This window comes from Sinosporangium siamense, from assembly GCF_016863435.1.
GTDB lineage: Bacteria > Actinomycetota > Actinomycetes > Streptosporangiales > Streptosporangiaceae > Sinosporangium > Sinosporangium siamense.
In genome coordinates this window covers 274,289-292,262 of the sequence record NZ_BOOW01000020.1, presented here as the reverse complement: position 1 = coordinate 292,262, position 17,974 = coordinate 274,289, and the positions used below count along the sequence as shown (strand labels likewise).

Annotated in this window: 14 protein-coding genes; 5 read left to right on the top strand and 9 right to left on the bottom strand. The window is 69.8% G+C overall.

The genetic code is table 11. The features are described from left to right. Nucleotides 1–225 precede the first annotated feature (225 nt). The 3 genes from Ssi02_RS16640 (at nt 226) to Ssi02_RS16630 (ending at nt 3,693) form a co-directional block, all read left to right on the top strand. Entirely contained in the window at nt 226–855 is a 630-nt protein-coding gene (locus Ssi02_RS16640; RefSeq protein ID WP_373870150.1) for an aggregation-promoting factor C-terminal-like domain-containing protein, read from the top strand. A gap of 161 nt (nt 856–1,016) precedes the next feature. Then, entirely contained in the window at nt 1,017–3,008 is a 1,992-nt protein-coding gene (locus Ssi02_RS16635; RefSeq protein WP_204026432.1) for a glycosyltransferase family 2 protein, read from the top strand. Between the two features lie 139 nt (nt 3,009–3,147). Further along, on the top strand, nt 3,148–3,693 hold the full coding sequence (locus Ssi02_RS16630; protein WP_204026431.1) for a transposase: 546 nt from the start codon (nt 3,148–3,150) through the stop codon (nt 3,691–3,693). Nucleotides 3,694–3,785: 92 nt separating this feature from the next. On the opposite strand, the gene Ssi02_RS16625 is transcribed toward Ssi02_RS16630, so the two are convergent. From Ssi02_RS16625 to Ssi02_RS16600, 6 genes are all read right to left on the bottom strand, one after another. Further along, nucleotides 3,786–5,714 (bottom strand): helix-turn-helix domain-containing protein, encoded by a 1,929-nt coding sequence (locus Ssi02_RS16625; RefSeq protein ID WP_204026430.1) that lies wholly within the window; start codon nt 5,712–5,714, stop codon nt 3,786–3,788. A 26-nt stretch (nt 5,715–5,740) separates the two neighbouring features. Beyond that, entirely contained in the window at nt 5,741–7,132 is a 1,392-nt protein-coding gene (locus Ssi02_RS16620; protein WP_204026429.1) for a class II fumarate hydratase, read from the bottom strand. 158 nt (nt 7,133–7,290) lie between these two features. Further along, entirely contained in the window at nt 7,291–8,895 is a 1,605-nt protein-coding gene (locus Ssi02_RS39325; RefSeq protein WP_204026428.1) for a serine/threonine-protein kinase, read from the bottom strand. Nucleotides 8,896–8,929: 34 nt separating this feature from the next. Next, on the bottom strand, nt 8,930–10,099 hold the full coding sequence (locus Ssi02_RS16610) for a serine/threonine-protein kinase (protein ID WP_204026426.1): 1,170 nt from the start codon (nt 10,097–10,099) through the stop codon (nt 8,930–8,932). A gap of 70 nt (nt 10,100–10,169) precedes the next feature. Then, nucleotides 10,170–10,778 carry a superoxide dismutase gene (locus Ssi02_RS16605; protein ID WP_204026425.1) on the bottom strand — a complete coding sequence of 203 codons (609 nt, stop codon included), beginning with the start codon at nt 10,776–10,778 and terminating at the stop codon, nt 10,170–10,172. 630 nt (nt 10,779–11,408) lie between these two features. Beyond that, entirely contained in the window at nt 11,409–13,067 is a 1,659-nt protein-coding gene (locus tag Ssi02_RS16600; protein ID WP_204026424.1) for a fumarate hydratase, read from the bottom strand. Nucleotides 13,068–13,310: 243 nt separating this feature from the next. On the opposite strand from Ssi02_RS16600, the gene Ssi02_RS39320 reads away from it, so the two are divergent. Next, nucleotides 13,311–13,436, top strand: a complete 126-nt coding sequence (locus Ssi02_RS39320; protein ID WP_275410692.1) for a hypothetical protein — start codon at nt 13,311–13,313, stop codon at nt 13,434–13,436. Nucleotides 13,437–13,442: 6 nt separating this feature from the next. Here Ssi02_RS39320 and Ssi02_RS16595 read toward each other — a convergent pair whose 3' ends face one another. After that, the gene (locus Ssi02_RS16595; protein WP_204026423.1) at nt 13,443–14,456 is read right to left on the bottom strand and encodes a DMT family transporter; all 1,014 of its coding nucleotides are present in this window, start codon (nt 14,454–14,456) and stop codon (nt 13,443–13,445) included. Nucleotides 14,457–14,511: 55 nt separating this feature from the next. Between Ssi02_RS16595 and pdxR the strand changes: the two genes are divergently transcribed. Then, a complete protein-coding gene (pdxR, locus tag Ssi02_RS16590; protein WP_239128968.1) occupies nt 14,512–15,891 on the top strand; it encodes a MocR-like pyridoxine biosynthesis transcription factor PdxR in 1,380 nt (459 codons plus the stop codon). Nucleotides 15,892–16,198: 307 nt separating this feature from the next. On the opposite strand, the gene Ssi02_RS16585 is transcribed toward pdxR, so the two are convergent. Beyond that, nucleotides 16,199–17,032 (bottom strand): ABC transporter permease, encoded by an 834-nt coding sequence (locus tag Ssi02_RS16585; protein ID WP_204026422.1) that lies wholly within the window; start codon nt 17,030–17,032, stop codon nt 16,199–16,201. After that, the gene (locus tag Ssi02_RS16580; protein ID WP_204026421.1) at nt 17,029–17,946 is read right to left on the bottom strand and encodes an ABC transporter ATP-binding protein; all 918 of its coding nucleotides are present in this window, start codon (nt 17,944–17,946) and stop codon (nt 17,029–17,031) included. Before Ssi02_RS16580 ends, Ssi02_RS16585 begins: the two co-directional genes overlap by 4 nt. Nucleotides 17,947–17,974: the final 28 nt, after the last annotated feature.

Below are 17,974 nucleotides of genomic sequence, written 5' to 3'. Positions count from 1 at the left end.
GGGGGTACGAAGGGTGAGCCGGGCAATGTGATGAAAATCACACCACTCCAAGAAATGTGACCTAACCAGGAAGTTAGGTCATTAATCCCCCAGGAGAAATCCACGTTCCGGTTGCGCACCACCCCCCTCCTCACGGCAAGCTCATAGGTCGTGAATTCAGGTCCACAGCAGCCCGCAAGCCCCCGAGGTCGCCGCCGGGGCTCCCGTCGGCCAGGCTCCTCCTGGTTGACGCCCAAGCGCGCGATCATCTTCGGCACGACGATGGTCGTCCTGGTCGGCGGCGGTGTCTATGTGGTCAACACCGCGATCGACAACGCCAACGCCCCCCGCACGCCGCTGACGCTGCAAGAGCTCGCCGGCCTCAGCGGGCAGGGCGACCCCTTCGCGCCCGACCCCGAGGTGGACATTCTGAAGGCGCAGGCAGCCCAGGCGCTGCGCGCCGACGAGCTCAAAGAGGGCCGCGACGGCCAGAAGCGCAAGCTCAGCCCCGTCTACGTTCCGGAGGAGCCGCCCAAGGGCGGCGGCTTCAGCTTCCCGCCGGGCTCCAAGCCCGACCCCGGCAGCAACAAGGCGCTGGGCCAGAGGATGAACGCCGCTCGCGGCTGGGCCGCCGAGTGGGGCTGCCTGGAGAAACTCTGGGAAAAAGAGAGCAACTGGAACGAGCGCGCGATGAACCGCTACAGCGGTGCATACGGCATCCCCCAGTCGCTCCCCGGCACCAAGATGGCCAGCGCCGGCGCCGACTGGCAGGTCAACCCGGCCACCCAGATCGAATGGGGGCTCGGCTACATCAAGGGTCGTTACGGCTCGCCGTGTGGTGCTTGGGGTCATTCCCAGCGCGTGGGGTGGTACTAAGGGCGGAGAGCCCTCTTCTCGAACGGGATCTCCTGGGATGGCAATCCAGCGCCATGGAGATGCCGGACAAGGGTGAAGAGGGACCCGTCGCCGGTCACGCTTGTCCCTGGATACGGCAAGCCTGAGTGCCCCGCGGGCGTGCGCGTCGCACGCTTGGCGGCATGGGTGTGAAGGTCAGCGTGGTCGTGCCGGTCCGCAACCCCGGTGACACGGCGGATGCGTGCATTCGCTCCGTGCTGGAGCAATCGCTCCCTGAGGAGGAATACGAGGTCGTCTTCGCCGACACCGGCTCAGTCGACGGCACCGCCGAGCGGCTCGACACCATCTCGGCGGGGCGGCCCAACGTCAGGGTGCTGCACCTGCCGGCCGGCGACTCGATCATGCGGGCCCGCAACATCGGGCTCGCCGTCGCCCGGGGCGACTATGTCTACCTCCTCGACCAAGGCGACCGGCTCGACCGGGGCGCGCTGCGCCGCCTGCACCTCCGGGCGGTGGAGACCGACGCCGACGTCGTCGTGGGGCGGCTCGTGCGCGAGCAGGGCCCGCCGCAGGCGGCCTTCTCCGGCAACCGCGAGCGGGCCGACATCCTGCGCGACAAGCTGCTGACGCTGCTCACCCCGCACAAGCTCTACCGCAAGGAGTTCCTCGAAACCCAGCACCTGCGGTTCGACGAATCCGGCGGGCGCGTGGCCGAGCAGGCCTTCGCCGTCCACGCCTATCTCACCGCGAAGATCATCACGGTCCTTGCCGACCAGATCTGCTGCCATCTCGGCGAGCCCGCCGTGCCACTCGCCGCCCGGCCCGCCGACACCGCCGCCGAGCTGCGCACCCTCCTCGACATCGTCGACGCCCACACCGAGCCCGGCCGGCACCGCGACCGCATCTACTCCCACTGGTTGCGGACCGTCGTCCTGCGGGCCTTCCTCAACCCGCGCGTGGAAACCTCCTCCCACGAGCGATACGCGATATACGCGCCCTACCGCGACCTCGTGGCCGAGCGCTTCCCGCCGCAGATCGACGCGCACCTGCCCGTGCACTTCCGGGCCATGTCCGCCCTGCTGCGCGCCGGGCGGCTCGACCAGATCACCACACTCGCCCGCGCCTCCCGCGCCACCCAGCTCGCCGCCGACCTGTGCGAGGTGCGATGGGAGGGCGACATCCTGGTGATGCGGCTCGACGTCGAGGTCATCGGCCACGGCGGAGTGCCGCAGCGGTTCCGCGTCGAGGGCGACCGCGTGTTCTGGGAGCCGCCCGTCCATCTCGACCGCGGCATCATCACCACCGACGTCGCCGACGTCACCGAAGCCGTCGCCCGCTCCCGCGTCGAGGTCTACGTGCGCCACGTCGACAGCGGCGTGATCTACATGCTGCCCGTCGACTGCCGCGCCACCCACCTCCCAGACGGCGACCGCATCCGCATCCGCGTCACCGGCGAGGCCCGCCTCGACGTTGGCTGCGCCGCCGTCGGCAACCCCCTGCCCGCCGGCCTGTGGGAGGTCCACGTGCGGATGTACGGCGGAGGCCACCACGCCCGCACCCGCGTGCAGCGGGCCGAGACCCCCCTGCAGTGCCTCGGCGTGCTCGCCGACTATCCGCGGCGGCTCGTCGTGCCCTGCTGGTCCGACGACGGCGAGTTCGGGGTGTGCGTCGAGCCCCGCTCCTTCGCCGAATCCATCGCCCTCGTGTCCCTCGGCGCCTCCGTCACCCGCCGCGATGGATATGTCTATGTCGTCGTGCCCGTGCCATACGTCCCGCCGAGCGGCGGCCCACCCGTCGAGCTCGCCTTCCGCCAAATCCTCGGCGTCGGCCGCGAAGTCTCCGCCCCCGCTCTCGTCGAACCCGGCGTGCCCGGCCGGCTGCCCGGACAGCTCATCGCCAAACTCCCCATCCGCCGCTTCGCCGCCGACGGCTTCCTCGGCGCCGGCGCCTGGACCCCACTCCTCCGCGTCGAAGGCAAAGAGGTCGGCCTGCGCTTCGGCCTCCTCGTCGGCCGCGGCTCCCGCGTCGAAGTCCGCCCCACCGCGGCGGTCGACCCCACCCAACGCTCCCTCTTCACCCGCGACACCGCCTTCCGCCGCTTCGCCAGACACCTCCCCGGCGCCCGAGCCCTAGCCCACCTGATCCGAAGGGGAAGAAACCGCTACCTCACGTAGGGCCAGCTTTAGCGGTGTGTCGCGGCCCCTGAACAAAGAGATCTCCGGCAGAGCGTTCAACGACCAAGAAGAACCCGAACACCGGAGATCACGCGGCCAACTTGGCGGTGACGAGGCGGTTCGACCTCGCCGATGCCCAGTGGACGGCCCTGGCGCCGCTGCTCCCGGCGGCGAAGAACGACCCTCCAAGCAGACCAAGCGGCAGCCGCACCTGGCGTGCGGGCAGAGCCGGCGCATGCTGCCGGTGGCGGTGACCGCCGGGCAGCGCGGGGACGCGCCGCAGTCCGAGGCGGTCACGGCCGCGATCAGGTGGCGGAAGCGCGTGGGAGCGCCCTGGCGTGACGTGCCCGAGTGCTACGGATCCCGGCAGGCGGTCCGCACCCTGCTCCGCCGATGGCACCGCGCCGGCGCCCGGCACCGGATCGCCACCGGGCTGCAGCCCGCGGCCCACGTGTCCGGACCGATCGCCTGGCGGGTCGCAGTGAACTCCTCGGTCTGCCGGCCCCACCGGCACGCCGCCGGGGTCCGCACACGCCGGGGCTTGCAGGCCCAACCGCCCGGTGGGGCGCGACCCGATCCCACCGACCACGCGCTGGGCCGCTGGCGGGGCGGCCTGCCGGCCAGCCTGGATCGGGCGTGCGAACAAGGTCGGCCCGTGCTGCCGGTGGTGGTGACCGCCGGGTAGCGGCACGACAAGCTCACGGTTCGGCTTCGCCGTGGGTTCGGCTTCGCCGTATTTCTCGTCGTCGAATTGGTTTTGGGGCGGGTCGGCCGGCGTCACGTGTCGGGGGTGTCGGTGGGGCCGAGGTGGTGGAGGTGTAGGGCTACGTGGAGTTCCAGGGAGCGGGTGGGGGTCTGCCAGTCGGCGCCGAGGAGGTGGGTGATGCGTTCCAACCGCTGGCTGACGGTGTTCACGTGAATGTGGAGGGTTTCGGCGGTTCGGGTCAGTGAGCCGCCGGAGGCGAAATACGCCGACAGTGTGTTCACCAAGGACGTGCCCCGGCGGCGGTCGTAGTCGATCACTGGCCCTAGGAGCCCGGCGATGTACCCTCCCACGTCCCGCTGTTCCCCCATAAGAAGTCCCACGAAGCCGAGGTCGGCGGCTGCGGCGCCGTCGCCGGGGCGGCCGAGGGACAGGAGGGCGTCGGCGCAGCGGCGGGCTTCGCGATATGCCGGGGCGACGTCGGTGGGGGTGTGGACGATCTGTGAGGCGCCTGCGGTGGCCGGCTTGCCGAGGGAGGCGCTCAGATCGGCTGCTAGGCGTTTTGCGGTGAGGGTGCCCTCTGTATGTGGACTTGTGCCGTACGTCGTTCTAGTGGCCCTTTGAGGCGCGGGAAGGAGGAGGATTACCTCTTCGTCACGTGCCGTAGCGAGTCCTCCCGCCACAGTGGCTGTCGAAGCGGCCCAGAACGCCGCCCGTTCCCGGGATCCGTCGTGCCGGGCGACGATCACCAGGTGTGGTGCGCACAGATCGACCCGGAGGCGGCGGGCACGCTCTTGCAGGCCGGCCGAGCCGGGGCGGGAGATCAAGTCGTCGAGCAGTTCGCCGCGCACCCGCCCCTCGGCCTCGGCCACGTTTCGCCGGGACAACAGCAGGAGGGCGGTGACCAGGGCCGCCCTTTCCAAGATCAGCAGGCGGTCGTCGGGCTCGACCCCGCCGGAGCCCGGTTCGGCATCCACCCCCTCAAGCACCAGCGTGCACACCGGATCGCCGTCGACCTCCACGGAAGCCACCAAAAGCCCGCTGTGCCGTACGGCACGGCCAAGGGAACGGGCCTCATGCGCGGCCTGGCCGACCGCCGGGCTCCACGCTTCGTCGCCGTGCAGGGTGACGCCGCCCCCGTCGAAAACGGTGAGACCTCCGCCGAGCACCTGGGTGACCACGGCCGCGACATCCGCGACGCCACCACCTCGCAGCACCAGCGCGGCCATGCGATCGTGGGCCACCCCGGCCCGCTCAACGGCAGCGCTCTGCGACCGTATGCGCTGGTTGGCCGCCTCAAGTTCGGTCAGGGCCGTGCGGGTCTCCGCCAGCAGCCGCGCGTTGTCGATCGCCACCGCGGCGTGGGCGGCGAGGGAGCCGAGCAGCGCGACCTCCTCCGGTGCGAAGGGCCGGGGTGCCCGGTCGGCGGCGAGCAATACGCCGATGACCTCACCGCCGAGCCGGAGCGGCACGCCCAGGATCGCGACAAGACCCTCCTCCCGCACGGCCCGATCGATGTCGGTCGTGTGCAGGAAGCCCCCGTCGGCGAAGTAGTCGGGTGTCGCGTACGGCGTGCCCGCCTGGGCGACCAGGCCGCCGAGGCCGTCGCCCATGGCCAGGCGGAGTGAGCGGAAGCGGGCGGAGACGGAGCCGTCAGTGACCCGGACGTAGGTGTCGCCGCGTTCGGGGTCGCGAAGTGCGAGGGTGGCGGTGTCGGTGGAGAGGAGCCGGCGGGCGCGGCGCACGATGGCCTCAAGCACGTCGTCGAGGTCGCGCAGTCCCGCGAGGTCACCGGCCGAGTCGTAAAGGGCGGAGAGTTCGGCTTCGCGGCGGGCACGGCGGCGTAGCAGGGCCCGCACTTTCAGGGCCTCGACTTTGGCGCGTTCCAGCCGGGCGAGGATGCCGGGGTCGGCGCCGGCGGCGCGGGCGGCGAGCAGCGGTTCCTCGAACTCCACAGCGCCGGCCTCCCTGGCCAGCAGTTCGAGGAACACGTGCTCTGTCACGCCGACATTGTGCCGACACGGTGTCCTTACTTCGGAGGCCGGGTCATGGCCAAGACGTCGAGGAGCTCGTCGAGCTGGGCTTCGGTGAGGGTGCCATTGGCGATGTGGCCGCGTTCGACGACGACGTCGCGGATGGTTTTCCGCTCGGCCAGCGCCTGTTTCGCGATTTTCGCGGCTTCCTCGTAGCCCACGTACCGGTTGAGCGGGGTGACGATGGACGGCGAGGATTCGGCGTACTGCCGCAAACGTTCGACGTTGGCCGTGATGCCGCTGACGCACCGGTCAGCGAGCAGGCGCGAGGCGTTCGCGAGCAGCCGGATGGACTCCAGGATGTTGCGCCCGATGACCGGCAGCATGACGTTGAGCTCGAAGTTGCCCGAGGCGCCGGCGAAGGCGATGGTGGCGTCGTTGCCGATGACCTGGGCGGCGACCATGCCGACGGCTTCGGGCACGACCGGGTTGACCTTGCCCGGCATGATCGACGAACCGGGCTGGAGGTCGGGCAGGTTGATCTCGCCGAGTCCGGCGGTGGGGCCGGAGCCCATCCAGCGCAGGTCGTTGGCGATCTTGTTGAGGGAGACGGCGGCGACGCGGAGTTGCCCTGAGAGTTCGACGATCGCGTCCCGCGCGCTCTGCGCCTCGAAGTGGTCGGCCGCCTCGGTGAAGGGCAGGCCGGTGGCCTCGCGGAGTTTCTCGATGACGGCGGCGGCGAATCCGGGTGGAGTGTTCACGCCCGTGCCGACGGCGGTGCCGCCGAGGGGGAGTACGGTCACCCGGGTCAACGCCGACCTCACCCTGGCCACGGCGTGGTCGATCTGCGTGGCGTAGCCGCCGAACTCCTGCCCCAGCGTCACGGGCGTGGCGTCCATGAGGTGGGTGCGCCCGGCTTTGACGACCTCGGCGAACTCTGCGGACTTCATCCGCAGTTCGTGCGCCAGGTGTTCGAACGAGGGGATCAGGTGGTAGACGGTCTCGGTCGTGGCCGCGATGTGGATGGTCGTGGGGAAGACGTCGTTGGACGACTGGGAGGCGTTGACGTGGTCGTTGGGGTGGACCGGCCGGCCGAGGCGCTCCTCGGCGAGCGTGGCGATCACCTCGTTGGCGTTCATGTTGGACGAGGTGCCCGAACCCGTCTGGAAGACGTCAAGCGGGAACTCCTCGTCGTGTTCGTTCTCGGCCACGTCGGTGGCGGCCTGCGCGATGGCCTCCGCGAGGTCGGGGGCGATCACGCCGAGCTCGCCGTTCACCTCGGCGGCGAGGGCTTTGACCAGGCCGAGCGCGGCTATATGGGCGGGTTCGAGACCACGTCCGGAGATGGGGAAGTTCTCGATGGCCCGTTGCGTCTGGGCACGCCACTTGGCGGACGCGGGGACTTCGACCTCACCCATTGAGTCACGTTCAATTCGGAAGTCCGTCATGTTGTCCACTCTGCATCACGGCGGTTATCCGAGCTCACGGGTGTCTGTGCCTAAGGTGAGGACCTTTTGACTGGGAACCCCAGGTGCCGCTCACCCTCACCGGCCCGGCGGCCTTCATCGGGTCACGAGTGTGGTGAGCGGCGCCGCTCAAAAGAGGTTCACAGGGATGACGCCACCATGATGACGATCAGTGCGAGCGCGAGTATGCCGACGCCCACCAGGAGGATCTTGCCGATCCTGCCGCCCTCCGGCTTCCCGCCGGTGTCCGGGGCGCCGCCGCGCCCCATGCCGAAGAGGTCCGCGTCCAGGCCGTCCTCGTCACGCCGTTCCGGGGTGCCGTACGGCGCAGCCGGGTCGGCCGGATAGCCCGCGCCGCCGCCGGGCGGGCGGTGGTCGCGGGGGACGCGGCCCCTTCGGGGCGGGCCGCCCGGGTTGAGGGGGGCGACCAGGTGGCCCAGGTGTCCGTCATGGCCGGAGGAGCCGTCGTGGTCGTGTGTGTCGGGGCCGTCCGGGTGCCACAAGCCGGGGGCGGAGCCGTTGGGGGAGTGGCTCTCGGGTGGTTCGGGCGGTTCGGGGTGCCGGGACGGAGGGGGGTAGCCGGGCAGGGGACGTCTGGCGGGCCGGGCGACCATCACCGTGCGGTTCGGGTCGATGCCTTCGTCGTCTATCGGGGGTTGTCCCGCCACGGGGATGGGAGGCGCCGGGGGAGGCGGGACATGTCCGGGCCGCCGGGCGCCGGCGGCCGGCGCCTGCGGTGCGCCGGGGTGGGAGGCGGGCCGCTGGGCGGGCACATCGGGGTGCTGCTGCCGGCTCGCGCTGTGCCGTACCTGGTCGTGACGGGCCTGCTCCTGCCACGCGCTTTCGCGGCGTGGTGGTTGCGGCCAGCCGCCCCGGTCGTGGTCGTCCAGGTCGGCCTCGGGGCCGGGGAAGACCGGGATCTCGCTCGTCGGGGTGTCTGCCACCGAGCGCAGCATGGCAGCCGCCCTGCCGGGGCCGATCCGGGCGAGGTGGTCCTTGTCCAGCAGCCCGTCGAGGACCTGGCGCAGGGGGCCGGCCTGGGTGGGCGGATCGGCGTCCTCGGTCATCAGCGCGGTGAGGGTGGCGGCGACGGTGGCGCGCTCGTAGGCGGGGCGGCCCTCGACGGCGAAGTACAACGTCGCGCCGAGGGACCACAGGTCCGATTCGGGGCCGGTGTAGTCACCTCTGGCGCGTTCCGGCGCGGTGTAGCCGGGGGAGCCGATCACCATGCCGGTTTTGGTGAGATTGCTGTCCCCCTCGGCCTTGGCGATGCCGAAGTCGGTGAGGACGACGCGCCCGGTCCGGGTGAGTAGCACGTTGCCGGGTTTGACGTCGCGGTGCAGGATGCCCTGCGCGTGGGCGGCGCGCAGCGCGCTGAGCAGGTCGGAGCCGATCTCGGCCACCAGTCGCGGCGGCAGCGGCCCCTCCTCGTCGATGATGTGCTCCAGGGAGCGGCCCTCGACCAGCTCCATGATGATCCAGGGGCTGCTGAGTTCGACGATCGCGTCATACACCGTGGCGACCGACGGGTGGGTCACCCGGGCGGCGCTGCGACCCTCGCGGATCATGCGCTCCCGGAGTTCGTCCCGTTGGTCTTCGTTGAGACCGGGATCTTGGCGGATCTCTTTGATGGCGACCTCACGCCCGAGCGAATGATCGTGGGCACGCCACACCGTTCCCATCGTTCCTCGGCCGATTGGCGCGATCAGCTCGTAGCGGCCAGCGAGCATGCGCGATTCCGGCATAGTAAAACGATAGCGATTGACCTTGCTTTTTGCTTTACCCGCGCTTGCGAAGTTCACGCGGCCAAAGGCTGCGAGGGAGCAGCGTCTGGATCACGGGTGCCAAAAAACGGATGAAAGGTCGGGCAGCGGGCCGAGGATCCGGTTTGCGGTGAACGCCCTCACTCGGCCGGCGGTGTCCACGGGGAATCCCCGCCGCCGACCGCTCCGCCGCCGGTGGCGGGGGTGGAGTGGCCGGAGCCGTGGGCGCCGGTCTGCCCGCCTGCGGCTTGGCGTCCGCCCGGTGCAGCCCCCGATGGGCGGGGCGGCGCGTGAACGAGGGTACGGAGATCGCGGTCGACGTGCGCACCGACTTGCGCGCGGCCTGCGCCAGCGGCTCCTCCGCCGACCCGCCCGCCGCCACACGCGCCAGCATCAGCGAGGCGCGGGCCCCGTCGACCCGGGTCTCCGGATCGATCCGCAGCAGAGCGCGCAACACCGGAGCCAGCGGGCCGGCCTTGTCCATGGGGATCGGCGCACCACTCGTCAAGGCGGCCAGTGCGGCGGCAGCCGTACGGCGCCCGGACAGGCCCCGGCCCTCGACGGCGGTGTAGAGCGTCGCGCCGAGCGACCACAGGTCGCCGGCGGGGCTTGCTTTGGCGCCGAGCACCCGCTCTGGAGCGATATAACCCGCGGACCCAATAACGATGCCCGCCTGAGTAATGGAAGTGTCACCTTCCAGTGCGGCGAGCCCGAAGTCGGTCAGCACCGCGCGTTCCTCGACGACAAGCACATTGCTGGGCTTCACGTCACGGTGCAGGATGCCTTTCGCGTGCACGGCGCGCAGCGCGCCGATGATCTGCCGCCCGATCTCCGCCACCCGGCGCGGCGGCAGGGCGCCGTCGTCGCGGATCATCTGCTCAAGGGAACGTGCCTGGAGCAGCTCCATCACGATCCACGGCCGGTCGTCCTCGGTCACGACGTCGTAGACGTGGATGACCGAGGGATGGGCGACCATGGTGGTCGCCCGCCCCTCACGCTCGGTCCGAGCACAGAGCTCGGCGCGGAGCTCCTCGTCGAGAACGGCGGGCAGCCGCACTTCCTTGACAGCGACATCGCGGTCGAGACGCTCATCGCGTGCCCGCCACACGGTGCCCATGCCGCCGCGGCCGACCGGCTCGATAAGCCGGTAGCGCGCGGCGAGAAGATATCCGGAGGGCGCACGCATGGGTGGCAGCTTACCGATTTGCGTAATGCGACCTGTAGAGACAGGGCCGATAATTTGTCGAGTTCTTCGGTCAGCGGGGTTGACTGGTGGCGTCAGCAAATCGCCTCTGTACGTCGTTCCAGTTCACGAGACCCCACAGCTTCTCGACGTAGTCCGGGCGCACGTTGCGGTATTGCAGGTAGTAGGCGTGCTCCCAGGCGTCGAACACGAGCAATGGCGTCGTGTTCATGCCGACGTTGCCGTGGTGGTCGTAGACCTGCTCAACGATAAGCCTACGGCCGAGCGGTTCCCACGCCAGGATCCCCCAGCCGGAGCCCTGGACACTCGCTGTGGCGGTGCTCAGTTGCCTCTGGAAAGCCTCGAAGCCGCCGAAGTGATCGTCAATGGCCGCCCGCAACTCCCCGTCGGGGCGGTCTCCGCCGTCTGGGGAGAGGTTCTCCCAGAAGATCGAATGCAGGACGTGCCCCGACAGGTTGAAGGCGAACGTCTTCTCCAGTCCGACCAGGCCACCGAAATCCTGCTTGTCCCGGGCCTCGGCCAGCCGGTCCAGCGTGTCGTTGGCCCCCTTCACGTAGGCGGCGTGGTGCTTGGCGTGGTGGAGCTCCAGGATCTCCCCGGTGATGGCGGGCTCCAGGGCCGCGTAGTCGTAGGGCATGTCAGGGAGTGCGTAGGTACCCATGGGTCAACCTCCTCGTTGATCGCTTCCGACCCTATTGCAACCAGTTTGCAGGTGCATCAGCCTTGCGTCCTAGGACCATCAACGAGTGGTCAGAGATCTACCTGGGGGGTAATTGCGAGTAGTTCGCAACTGCTGCATGATGGCAGGTGTCAGTTTGGTCTCCGGGGCCTCCCGCGCCGCCATCACCACGGGTGAACGACACGGGAGGCCCAGGTGTGCATCTCCTGGTGCCGACTGTCTTCCCTGGCAGTTGCTGTTTTCCTTGGCTTCTGCCGTACGCGGGGGCGCTCTGGGAGAGGACAGGGGACCGCCGGGCGGGTGCGGATCGCGTCGCGTCCGGACCAGGGCTGATCAACGCCCCAAAATGGGGCGGCCCGAGACCTCTAAGGAGGCTCGGGCCAAAGTGAGTGTGCTACGACCGGCTGTCCGCGAGCGGCAGCCTAGGGTGGGCTGTCTGGAACGGGCCGTCTAGGACCGGCGGTCGTAAGACCGGCTGCCTAAGACCGGCTCCCCGGGCCACGCCAACGCCACCACGACCGCTACCAGCACCCGCGACGCCACCCAGCCGGCGAGCGGGCGGCATGTGAAGCCGGCTGAGTGGAGAGGCGAAGATCGCAGGAGCAAGGTCTGCTACGACCGGCGGCGGCCGATGGTCAGGGCGGGGCCGGTCGTGTCGGTGAAGAAGTCGTTGCCCTTGTCGTCGACGACGATGAAGGCGGGGAAGTCCTCGACTTCGATCTTCCAGACGGCTTCCATCCCCAGTTCCTGATATTCGAGGACCTCGACCTTCTTGATGCAGTCCTGCGCGAGCCGGGCGGCCGGGCCGCCGATGGAGCCCAGGTAGAACCCGCCGAACTTCTCACACGCCTCGGTCACCTGGCGGCTGCGGTTGCCCTTGGCCAGCATGACGAGGGAACCGCCCGCCGCCTGGAACCTCTCGACGTAGGAGTCCATGCGTCCCGCCGTGGTGGGCCCGAAGGAGCCGGAGGCGTAGCCTTCGGGGGTCTTGGCGGGGCCGGCGTAGTAAACGGCGTGGTCGCGCAGGTAGCCGGGCAGGTCGCCGCCCTCGTCCAGGAGTTCGGCGATCTTGGCGTGGGCGATGTCGCGGGCGACGACGAGGGGGCCGGTGAGGCTGAGGCGGGTCTTGACCGGATATTTCGTGAGCTCGGCAAGGATCTCGCTCATGGGCCGGTTGAGGTCGACGTTGAGGACGTCGTCCGACAGGTGTTCGTCGGTGGTCTCGGGCAGGAACTGCGCCGGGTCGGTCTCCAGCCTCTCAAGGAACACCCCTTCCGGCGTGATCTTGGCGAGGGCCTGCCGGTCGGCGCTGCAGGAGACCGCGATGGCCACCGGGCAGGACGCGCCGTGCCGGGGCAGCCGGATGACCCGAACGTCGTGGCAGAAGTATTTGCCGCCGAACTGCGCCCCGATGCCAAGCTTCTGCGTCAGCTCGAACACCTTGGCCTCGAACTCGACGTCACGGAAGCCGTGCCCGTTGGGCGACCCTTCGGTGGGGAGCTCGTCCAGGTAGCGGGCCGAGGCGTATTTCGCCGTCTTAAGGGCGAACTCCGCGCTGGTGCCGCCCACGACGACGGCGAGGTGATAGGGCGGGCAGGCGGCGGTGCCGAGGGAGCGGATCTTCTCCTCCAGGAACGCCAGCAGCCGCTTCTCGTTGAGCACCGCCTTGGTCTCCTGGTAGAGGAAGGACTTGTTGGCGCTGCCGCCGCCCTTGGCCATGAAGAGCAGCTTGTATTCGTCCGCGTGCCCCTGGGGGTCCTCGGCGTAAAGCTCGATCTGAGCCGGCAGGTTGTTGCCGGTGTTCTTCTCCTCCCACATGGTCAGCGGCGCCATCTGCGAGTAGCGCAGGTTGAGCCGGGTGTAGGCGTCGTAGACGCCCTGCGAGATGTGCTCGGCGTCCCTGCCGTCGGTCAGCACGTGCCGCCCGCGCTTGCCCATCACGATCGCGGTGCCGGTGTCCTGGCACATGGGCAGCACGCCGCCGGCGGAGATGGAGGCGTTCTTCAGGAGGTCGAGCGCGACGAAGCGGTCGTTGCCGCTCGCCTCCGGGTCGTCAATGATCTTGCGAAGCTGAGCGAGATGCGATGAGCGCAGGAAGTGGGAAATGTCGTGAATTGCGGTCTCGGTCAGCAGCCGCAAGGCTTCGGGGTCGACCTCCAGGAACCTGCGGCCCGCCGCCTCGACGATCCGCACCCCCTCCGAGGTGACCAGGCGATATTCGGTCTCGTCGGGCCCAGTGGGAAGCAGGTCGGTGTAGTCGAACTCGGGCATCGTCATTGATCCTCTGATTCAAGCGCGCGGTCGCCGGCGCCGCCCGCCACTCGACCGGGCAGCATCCAGTAGAGGGTACGACTGAGCCCGATCGATCCCGACTCTTGGGGGAACAGTGACGTCCAGCATCCCCATCGGAGCCGAATTTCCCTGAGTAACCGCGATAGAGCACGAGTAACCGTCATAGAGTGGGACATAAGCCCCAATCCATGACATTCGATTCAGGTCGAGAGAGGGGAAGTCATGGACGCAGGCATGTGGGTCATGATCGGCCTCGGGATAGTCATCATCCTCGCCCTCGGCATAGGCCTGGTGGCGATCGTCCTGAAGGGCATCAGCGGCCCCGACCGACAGTGGCCGGTTCGCTGATCGCCGTCATCGCCGCGAGTCCGCACTCAGGGACGAGGCGGTCGCCGGCACCCGCGGTGGGCGCGTCCCAGCGTCCTCCGCCGGGCTTTCCTGTGCTTTGAGCCCGATCACGATCCCCGCCACGACGAGTACGGCACCGCCCCATTCGCCGATCGTCGGCATCCCAAGCCCGACCACCATGGCCGTGATCATCGTCCCGATCGGGATCAGCCCCGCGAACAATCCCGCTTTCCCCGTACCCAGGCGCTGCAACGCGGAGTACCACAGCAAGAACGCGAACACCGTGACAAGGATGCTGATGTACCCGAACCCCAGTACTTCCGAGACCGTCGGCATCCGCATCATCGCGGTCCCGTGCGCGACCCAGCCGATGATCAGGAACATCGGTACGGCGAGAGCCGTCGCGTAGGCCGAGGTCCGGATCGGCCCCAGCTTGGGCAGCAGTGTCACGGCAAGCAGCGAGAAACTCACCTCGCAGATCAGCGTCGTGACCGCCCAGGCCAGCGCGATCGGGCCACCGGTGCCCAGCCCGGTGGCCACGACCGTGCCCGCCCCCACCGCGCTCGCCCCGAGCAGCAGCCGCGGCGACGGCCTCCTGCCGCTCGCGAGCGCCAGCATGAGCGGTGTGGCCCCGAGGAGCGTGCCGACCAGCGTCGCGCCGCCATACCTGGCCGCCTCCACGATGCTCACGCTGAACAGGACCAGCCCAAGCGTCGTCAACGCCACGAGCAGGCCAAGCTCACGAAGCGTGAGCCGTACGAAAGGCAGGCGCATCACCATGCAGACCACGAACAGCACCGCGGCGCCCGCCGCGTAACGCAGCGCTTGGCCCCCGTAGACGGGAAACTCCTTGATCAGATCGGAGACGGGTGCGAGGGTGCCCACCAGGAACATAGCGGTCGCGGCACCCGCGACGGAAAGACCTCGTCCGCCCGGGACGGCGCGGGCAGGGGCCGGCGCGGCGTCGGGCAGCCTGGAGTCGAGGGCAGCTGTGGTGCACCCCGGTGCGGCTCCGTTCATAAGGGGAATGCTAGGAAGCCAATGGCTCACATATCTGGTCCAATGGGAACGAAGAATGGGGGACCAATTGGCCGATCTCCACCTATTGCTCAACCGCACGGCGGGCAACATGGCCGGGCAGATCGCCCGCGAACTCCGCGACGCGATCCGGCACGGCAGGCTTGTCGCGGATGTGCGGCTGCCCGCCAGCCGTGAGCTCGCCAAGGACCTCGGCGTGTCGCGCGGTGTGGTGGTCGAGGCGTATGAGCAGCTTGTGGCAGAAGGGTTTCTGGTGTCCAAGGTCGGCGCCGGCACCTTTGTCGCGGCGGCCGCCGTCACCGTCGGTGCTCAGCCGGACTTCCCGCAACACACCCGGCTGGCTTCGCCGTACAGACCCACCTCGCCGGAGTTCGCCGCCTTCCCCCGGGAACGGTGGCTTTCCTCGGTCAGACATGTGCTCACCACGATGCCGGCCGAGGCGTTCGACTATCCCGACCCCGCCGGTGTGCTCGAACTCCGCGAGGAGATCGCCGCCTACCTCGGCCGGGTGCGCGCCGCCGACGTCACCCCGATGACCGTCGTCATCGTGGGCGGCGTCGTGCAGGGGCTCAGCCTCACCCTGCGCACCCTCGGCCCCGGCGCGCTCCTCGCCGTCGAGGACCCCTCCAGCGACCGCCAGGGGCTCGTCATCGGCGCCGCCGGGGTCAAAACCGTGCCCGTGCCCGTCGACGACGAGGGCATCGACGTCAACGCCCTCCGCGGCACCGGCGCGGACGCCGTGCTCGTCACCCCCGCCCACCAATATCCGACCGGCGTCGTGTTGTCCCCGGCGCGCCGCACCGCCCTGGCCGCCTGGGCCGCCGACACCGGCGCGATAATCATCGAGGACGACTACAACGCGGAGTTCCGTTTCGACCGCGACCCCGTCGGCTGCCTTCAGGGTCTCGCCCCCGGCAACGTGGTGCTGGCCGGCTCGGTCAGCAAGGCCCTCGCCCCCGGCCTGCGCCTCGGCTGGATCGTGGCGCCGCCCCGCCTGGCCCGCGCCGTGCGCCGCGCCCGCGGCCTGCTCGACCTCGGCTCACCCGTCATCGAGCAATATGCGCTCGCCCACTTCATCGCCACCGGTGCCTACGACAGGCACCTGCGGCGCATGCGCCGCGAATATCGGGCACGCCGCGACGCGCTGATCGCCGCCCTCGGCCGTCACCTGCCGCAGGTGCGGGTGCGCGGCGTGCCGGCCGGCATGCACGTGTGCCTGGAGCTCCCCGCGGACTGGGACGAGGACGCCGCCGTCGAGGCCACCATCGCCGCCGGCCTGCCCGCCGAACGCCTCGCCCCCATGCGCACCCGCCACGGACCCCCGGCCCTGGTCGTCGGCTTCGCCCGGCTGCCGCCGCGCCGCGCCGACGAGGTCGTGTCGGCCCTGGCGCTGCGGCTGCTCCCCGGCCGCGGATAACCCGCAGAACGCGGCCGGGCGGCAGCTCAGCCGATCGAGCCCGCCATCGCCGCCGGGCCCTCCGGTCCCGACCGGACCCCGGCTCAGTCGATCGAGGCCGCCACCGGACCTCTTGCCCCCATCGCACCGGCCACGGCCCTTCGGCCACGGCCGTCGGCTTCGCCTGGCTGCCGCGCCGACGAGGTCGTGTCGGCCTTGGCGCTGCGGCTGCTTCCCGGTTGCGGATAACCCGCGGAGCGGGGCGCGGCCGGGCCGCGGGCTCAGCCGATCGAGGCCGCTACCGCTCCCGGACCCTCCGGCCCCGGCCTCAGTCGATGAGGCGGGCGCGCATCTTCCACACCGCGAGGCCCCACAGGAAGGCCGTGTAGGCGATCAGGACCCCCACATGGGTCAGGTCGTGCACGCCGAGTTTGCCGAAGACCGAGTCGCGCACCAGCTCCACGCAGTGGTAGAGCGGGTTGAACCACGCCGCCGTGGACGCCCACGCGGGAAGCTGGTCGACCGGGAAGAATGTGCCCGCGACCAGGAACAGCGGCGTCATCACCCCGGTGATGATGTAGTCGAACGTGTTGATCGAAGGCACGATCGCCGACACCCAGATGCCGAACAGGCTGAAGAGCAACCCGGTGAGGAAGCCGATGAACGGCACCAGCAGCATGCCCCAGCTCGGGTCCAGCCCGAACGCGATGCCGACGAGCAGCGGCGCGCAGCCGTAGACCCCCGCCTTGGCCGCGAGCCACGACGCCTCGGCGGTCACGAGCTCGCGCACGTCGACGGGGGCGGCGAGCATCGCGTCGTAGGTGCGCTGGAAACTGCGGCGGATGAAGGTGTTGAACATGCCGCCGAAGGCGCCGATGAACAACACCGCCGTGGCTACCACGCCGGTCGCGACGAACTCGCGGTATTCGTAGCCGTAGACGGTGCCGATGATCGAACCGAAGCCATATCCGAAGGCCAAAAGATAGATCGTCGGCTCGACGACGGAGGCGAACGAGGTCGAGGGCCAGTAGCGGCGATAAAGCGCGAGCTCACGCCGCCACACCCCGCGCACGGGCGCCCACTCGAACGCCCTCACCCGCGGCGCGGACTCCTCCCCGCGGGCGGCCCCGGCGGCCTCGGCAATCGTCTCCCCGGTGCTCATTCCACCGTCTCCCCCGTGAGGACCACGAACACGTCTTCCAAAGTGGGCGCCCTGCGCACGTTGGGCGGGCCGAGCCGGGCCCGCTGCTCCTCGGTCAGCTGCTCGGACTTGAGCACCGACACTGAGGGCCCCGTGCGCCGCGTCGACAAGCCGAGGCCCTTGGCCAGCGACTCAAGCTCCGCCAGCCGCTCCGACGGCGCGAAGTGCTCCTGCACCTCCTCACCCGCGTGCTCCTTGATCAGCTCGCCGGGGGTGCCCCTGGCCACCACCTTGCCGTGCGACATCAGCGCGCACTCGTCGGCGAGCCGCTCGGCCTCCTCGATGTAGTGCGTCGACATGAGCGTCGTCACGCCGTCCTCCCGCAGGCGGGAGATCAGCGACCAGAGCTCCTGCCGGATCTGCGGGTCGAGGCCCACGGTCGGCTCGTCGAGCAGCACCAGCCGCGGCGAGTGCACGAGACCCCGGGCGATCAGCAGGCGGCGGCGCATGCCGCCCGACAACTTGCTCACCCGGGTGCCCGCGCGATCGGTGAGCTGCGCGATGCCCATCGCCCGGCGCACCGCCGCCTCACGCTCACCTTTGGCCACGCGGTAGAGGTGCGCGAACACCGCCAGGTTGTCGCGCACCGTCAGATCCTCATCGAGGTTGTCCATCTGCGGCACGACGCCCATCAGCGCACGCACCTGCTTGGATTGGGCGGGCATCGGCAGGCCCAGCATCCGGATCTCACCCGCGTCGGCCCGCGACTGCCCCGTCAGCAGCCGCATCGTCGTCGATTTTCCCGCTCCGTTGGGGCCGAGCAGGCCCAGGCAGATGCCGTCGGGCACCACGAGGTCAAGCCCGTCGACCGCCGTGATCTCGCCATAGCGTTTGACCGCGCCGCGGATGAAGATCGCCGGGGCAAGGTTCGTCATGGCCCAACCATAGGATTCGACACCGACA

Bases quoted from the DNA above. Each gene is read 5' to 3' on its own strand.
- Ssi02_RS16635 (WP_204026432.1), top strand. From the start codon at position 1,017: ATGGGTGTGAAGGTCAGCGTGGTCGTGCCGGTCCGCAACCCCGGTGAC.
- Ssi02_RS16610 (WP_204026426.1), bottom strand. From the start codon at position 10,099: ATGCGTGCGCCCTCCGGATATCTTCTCGCCGCGCGCTACCGGCTTATC.
- Ssi02_RS39325 (WP_204026428.1), bottom strand. From the start codon at position 8,895: ATGCCGGAATCGCGCATGCTCGCTGGCCGCTACGAGCTGATCGCGCCA.
- Ssi02_RS16605 (WP_204026425.1), bottom strand. From the start codon at position 10,778: ATGGGTACCTACGCACTCCCTGACATGCCCTACGACTACGCGGCCCTG.
- Ssi02_RS16580 (WP_204026421.1), bottom strand. From the start codon at position 17,946: ATGACGAACCTTGCCCCGGCGATCTTCATCCGCGGCGCGGTCAAACGC.
- Ssi02_RS16600 (WP_204026424.1), bottom strand. From the start codon at position 13,067: ATGCCCGAGTTCGACTACACCGACCTGCTTCCCACTGGGCCCGACGAG.
- Ssi02_RS39320 (WP_275410692.1), top strand. From the start codon at position 13,311: ATGGACGCAGGCATGTGGGTCATGATCGGCCTCGGGATAGTCATCATC.
- pdxR (WP_239128968.1), top strand. From the start codon at position 14,512: ATGGGGGACCAATTGGCCGATCTCCACCTATTGCTCAACCGCACGGCG.
- Ssi02_RS16620 (WP_204026429.1), bottom strand. From the start codon at position 7,132: ATGACGGACTTCCGAATTGAACGTGACTCAATGGGTGAGGTCGAAGTC.
- Ssi02_RS16595 (WP_204026423.1), bottom strand. From the start codon at position 14,456: ATGAACGGAGCCGCACCGGGGTGCACCACAGCTGCCCTCGACTCCAGG.
- Ssi02_RS16585 (WP_204026422.1), bottom strand. From the start codon at position 17,032: ATGAGCACCGGGGAGACGATTGCCGAGGCCGCCGGGGCCGCCCGCGGG.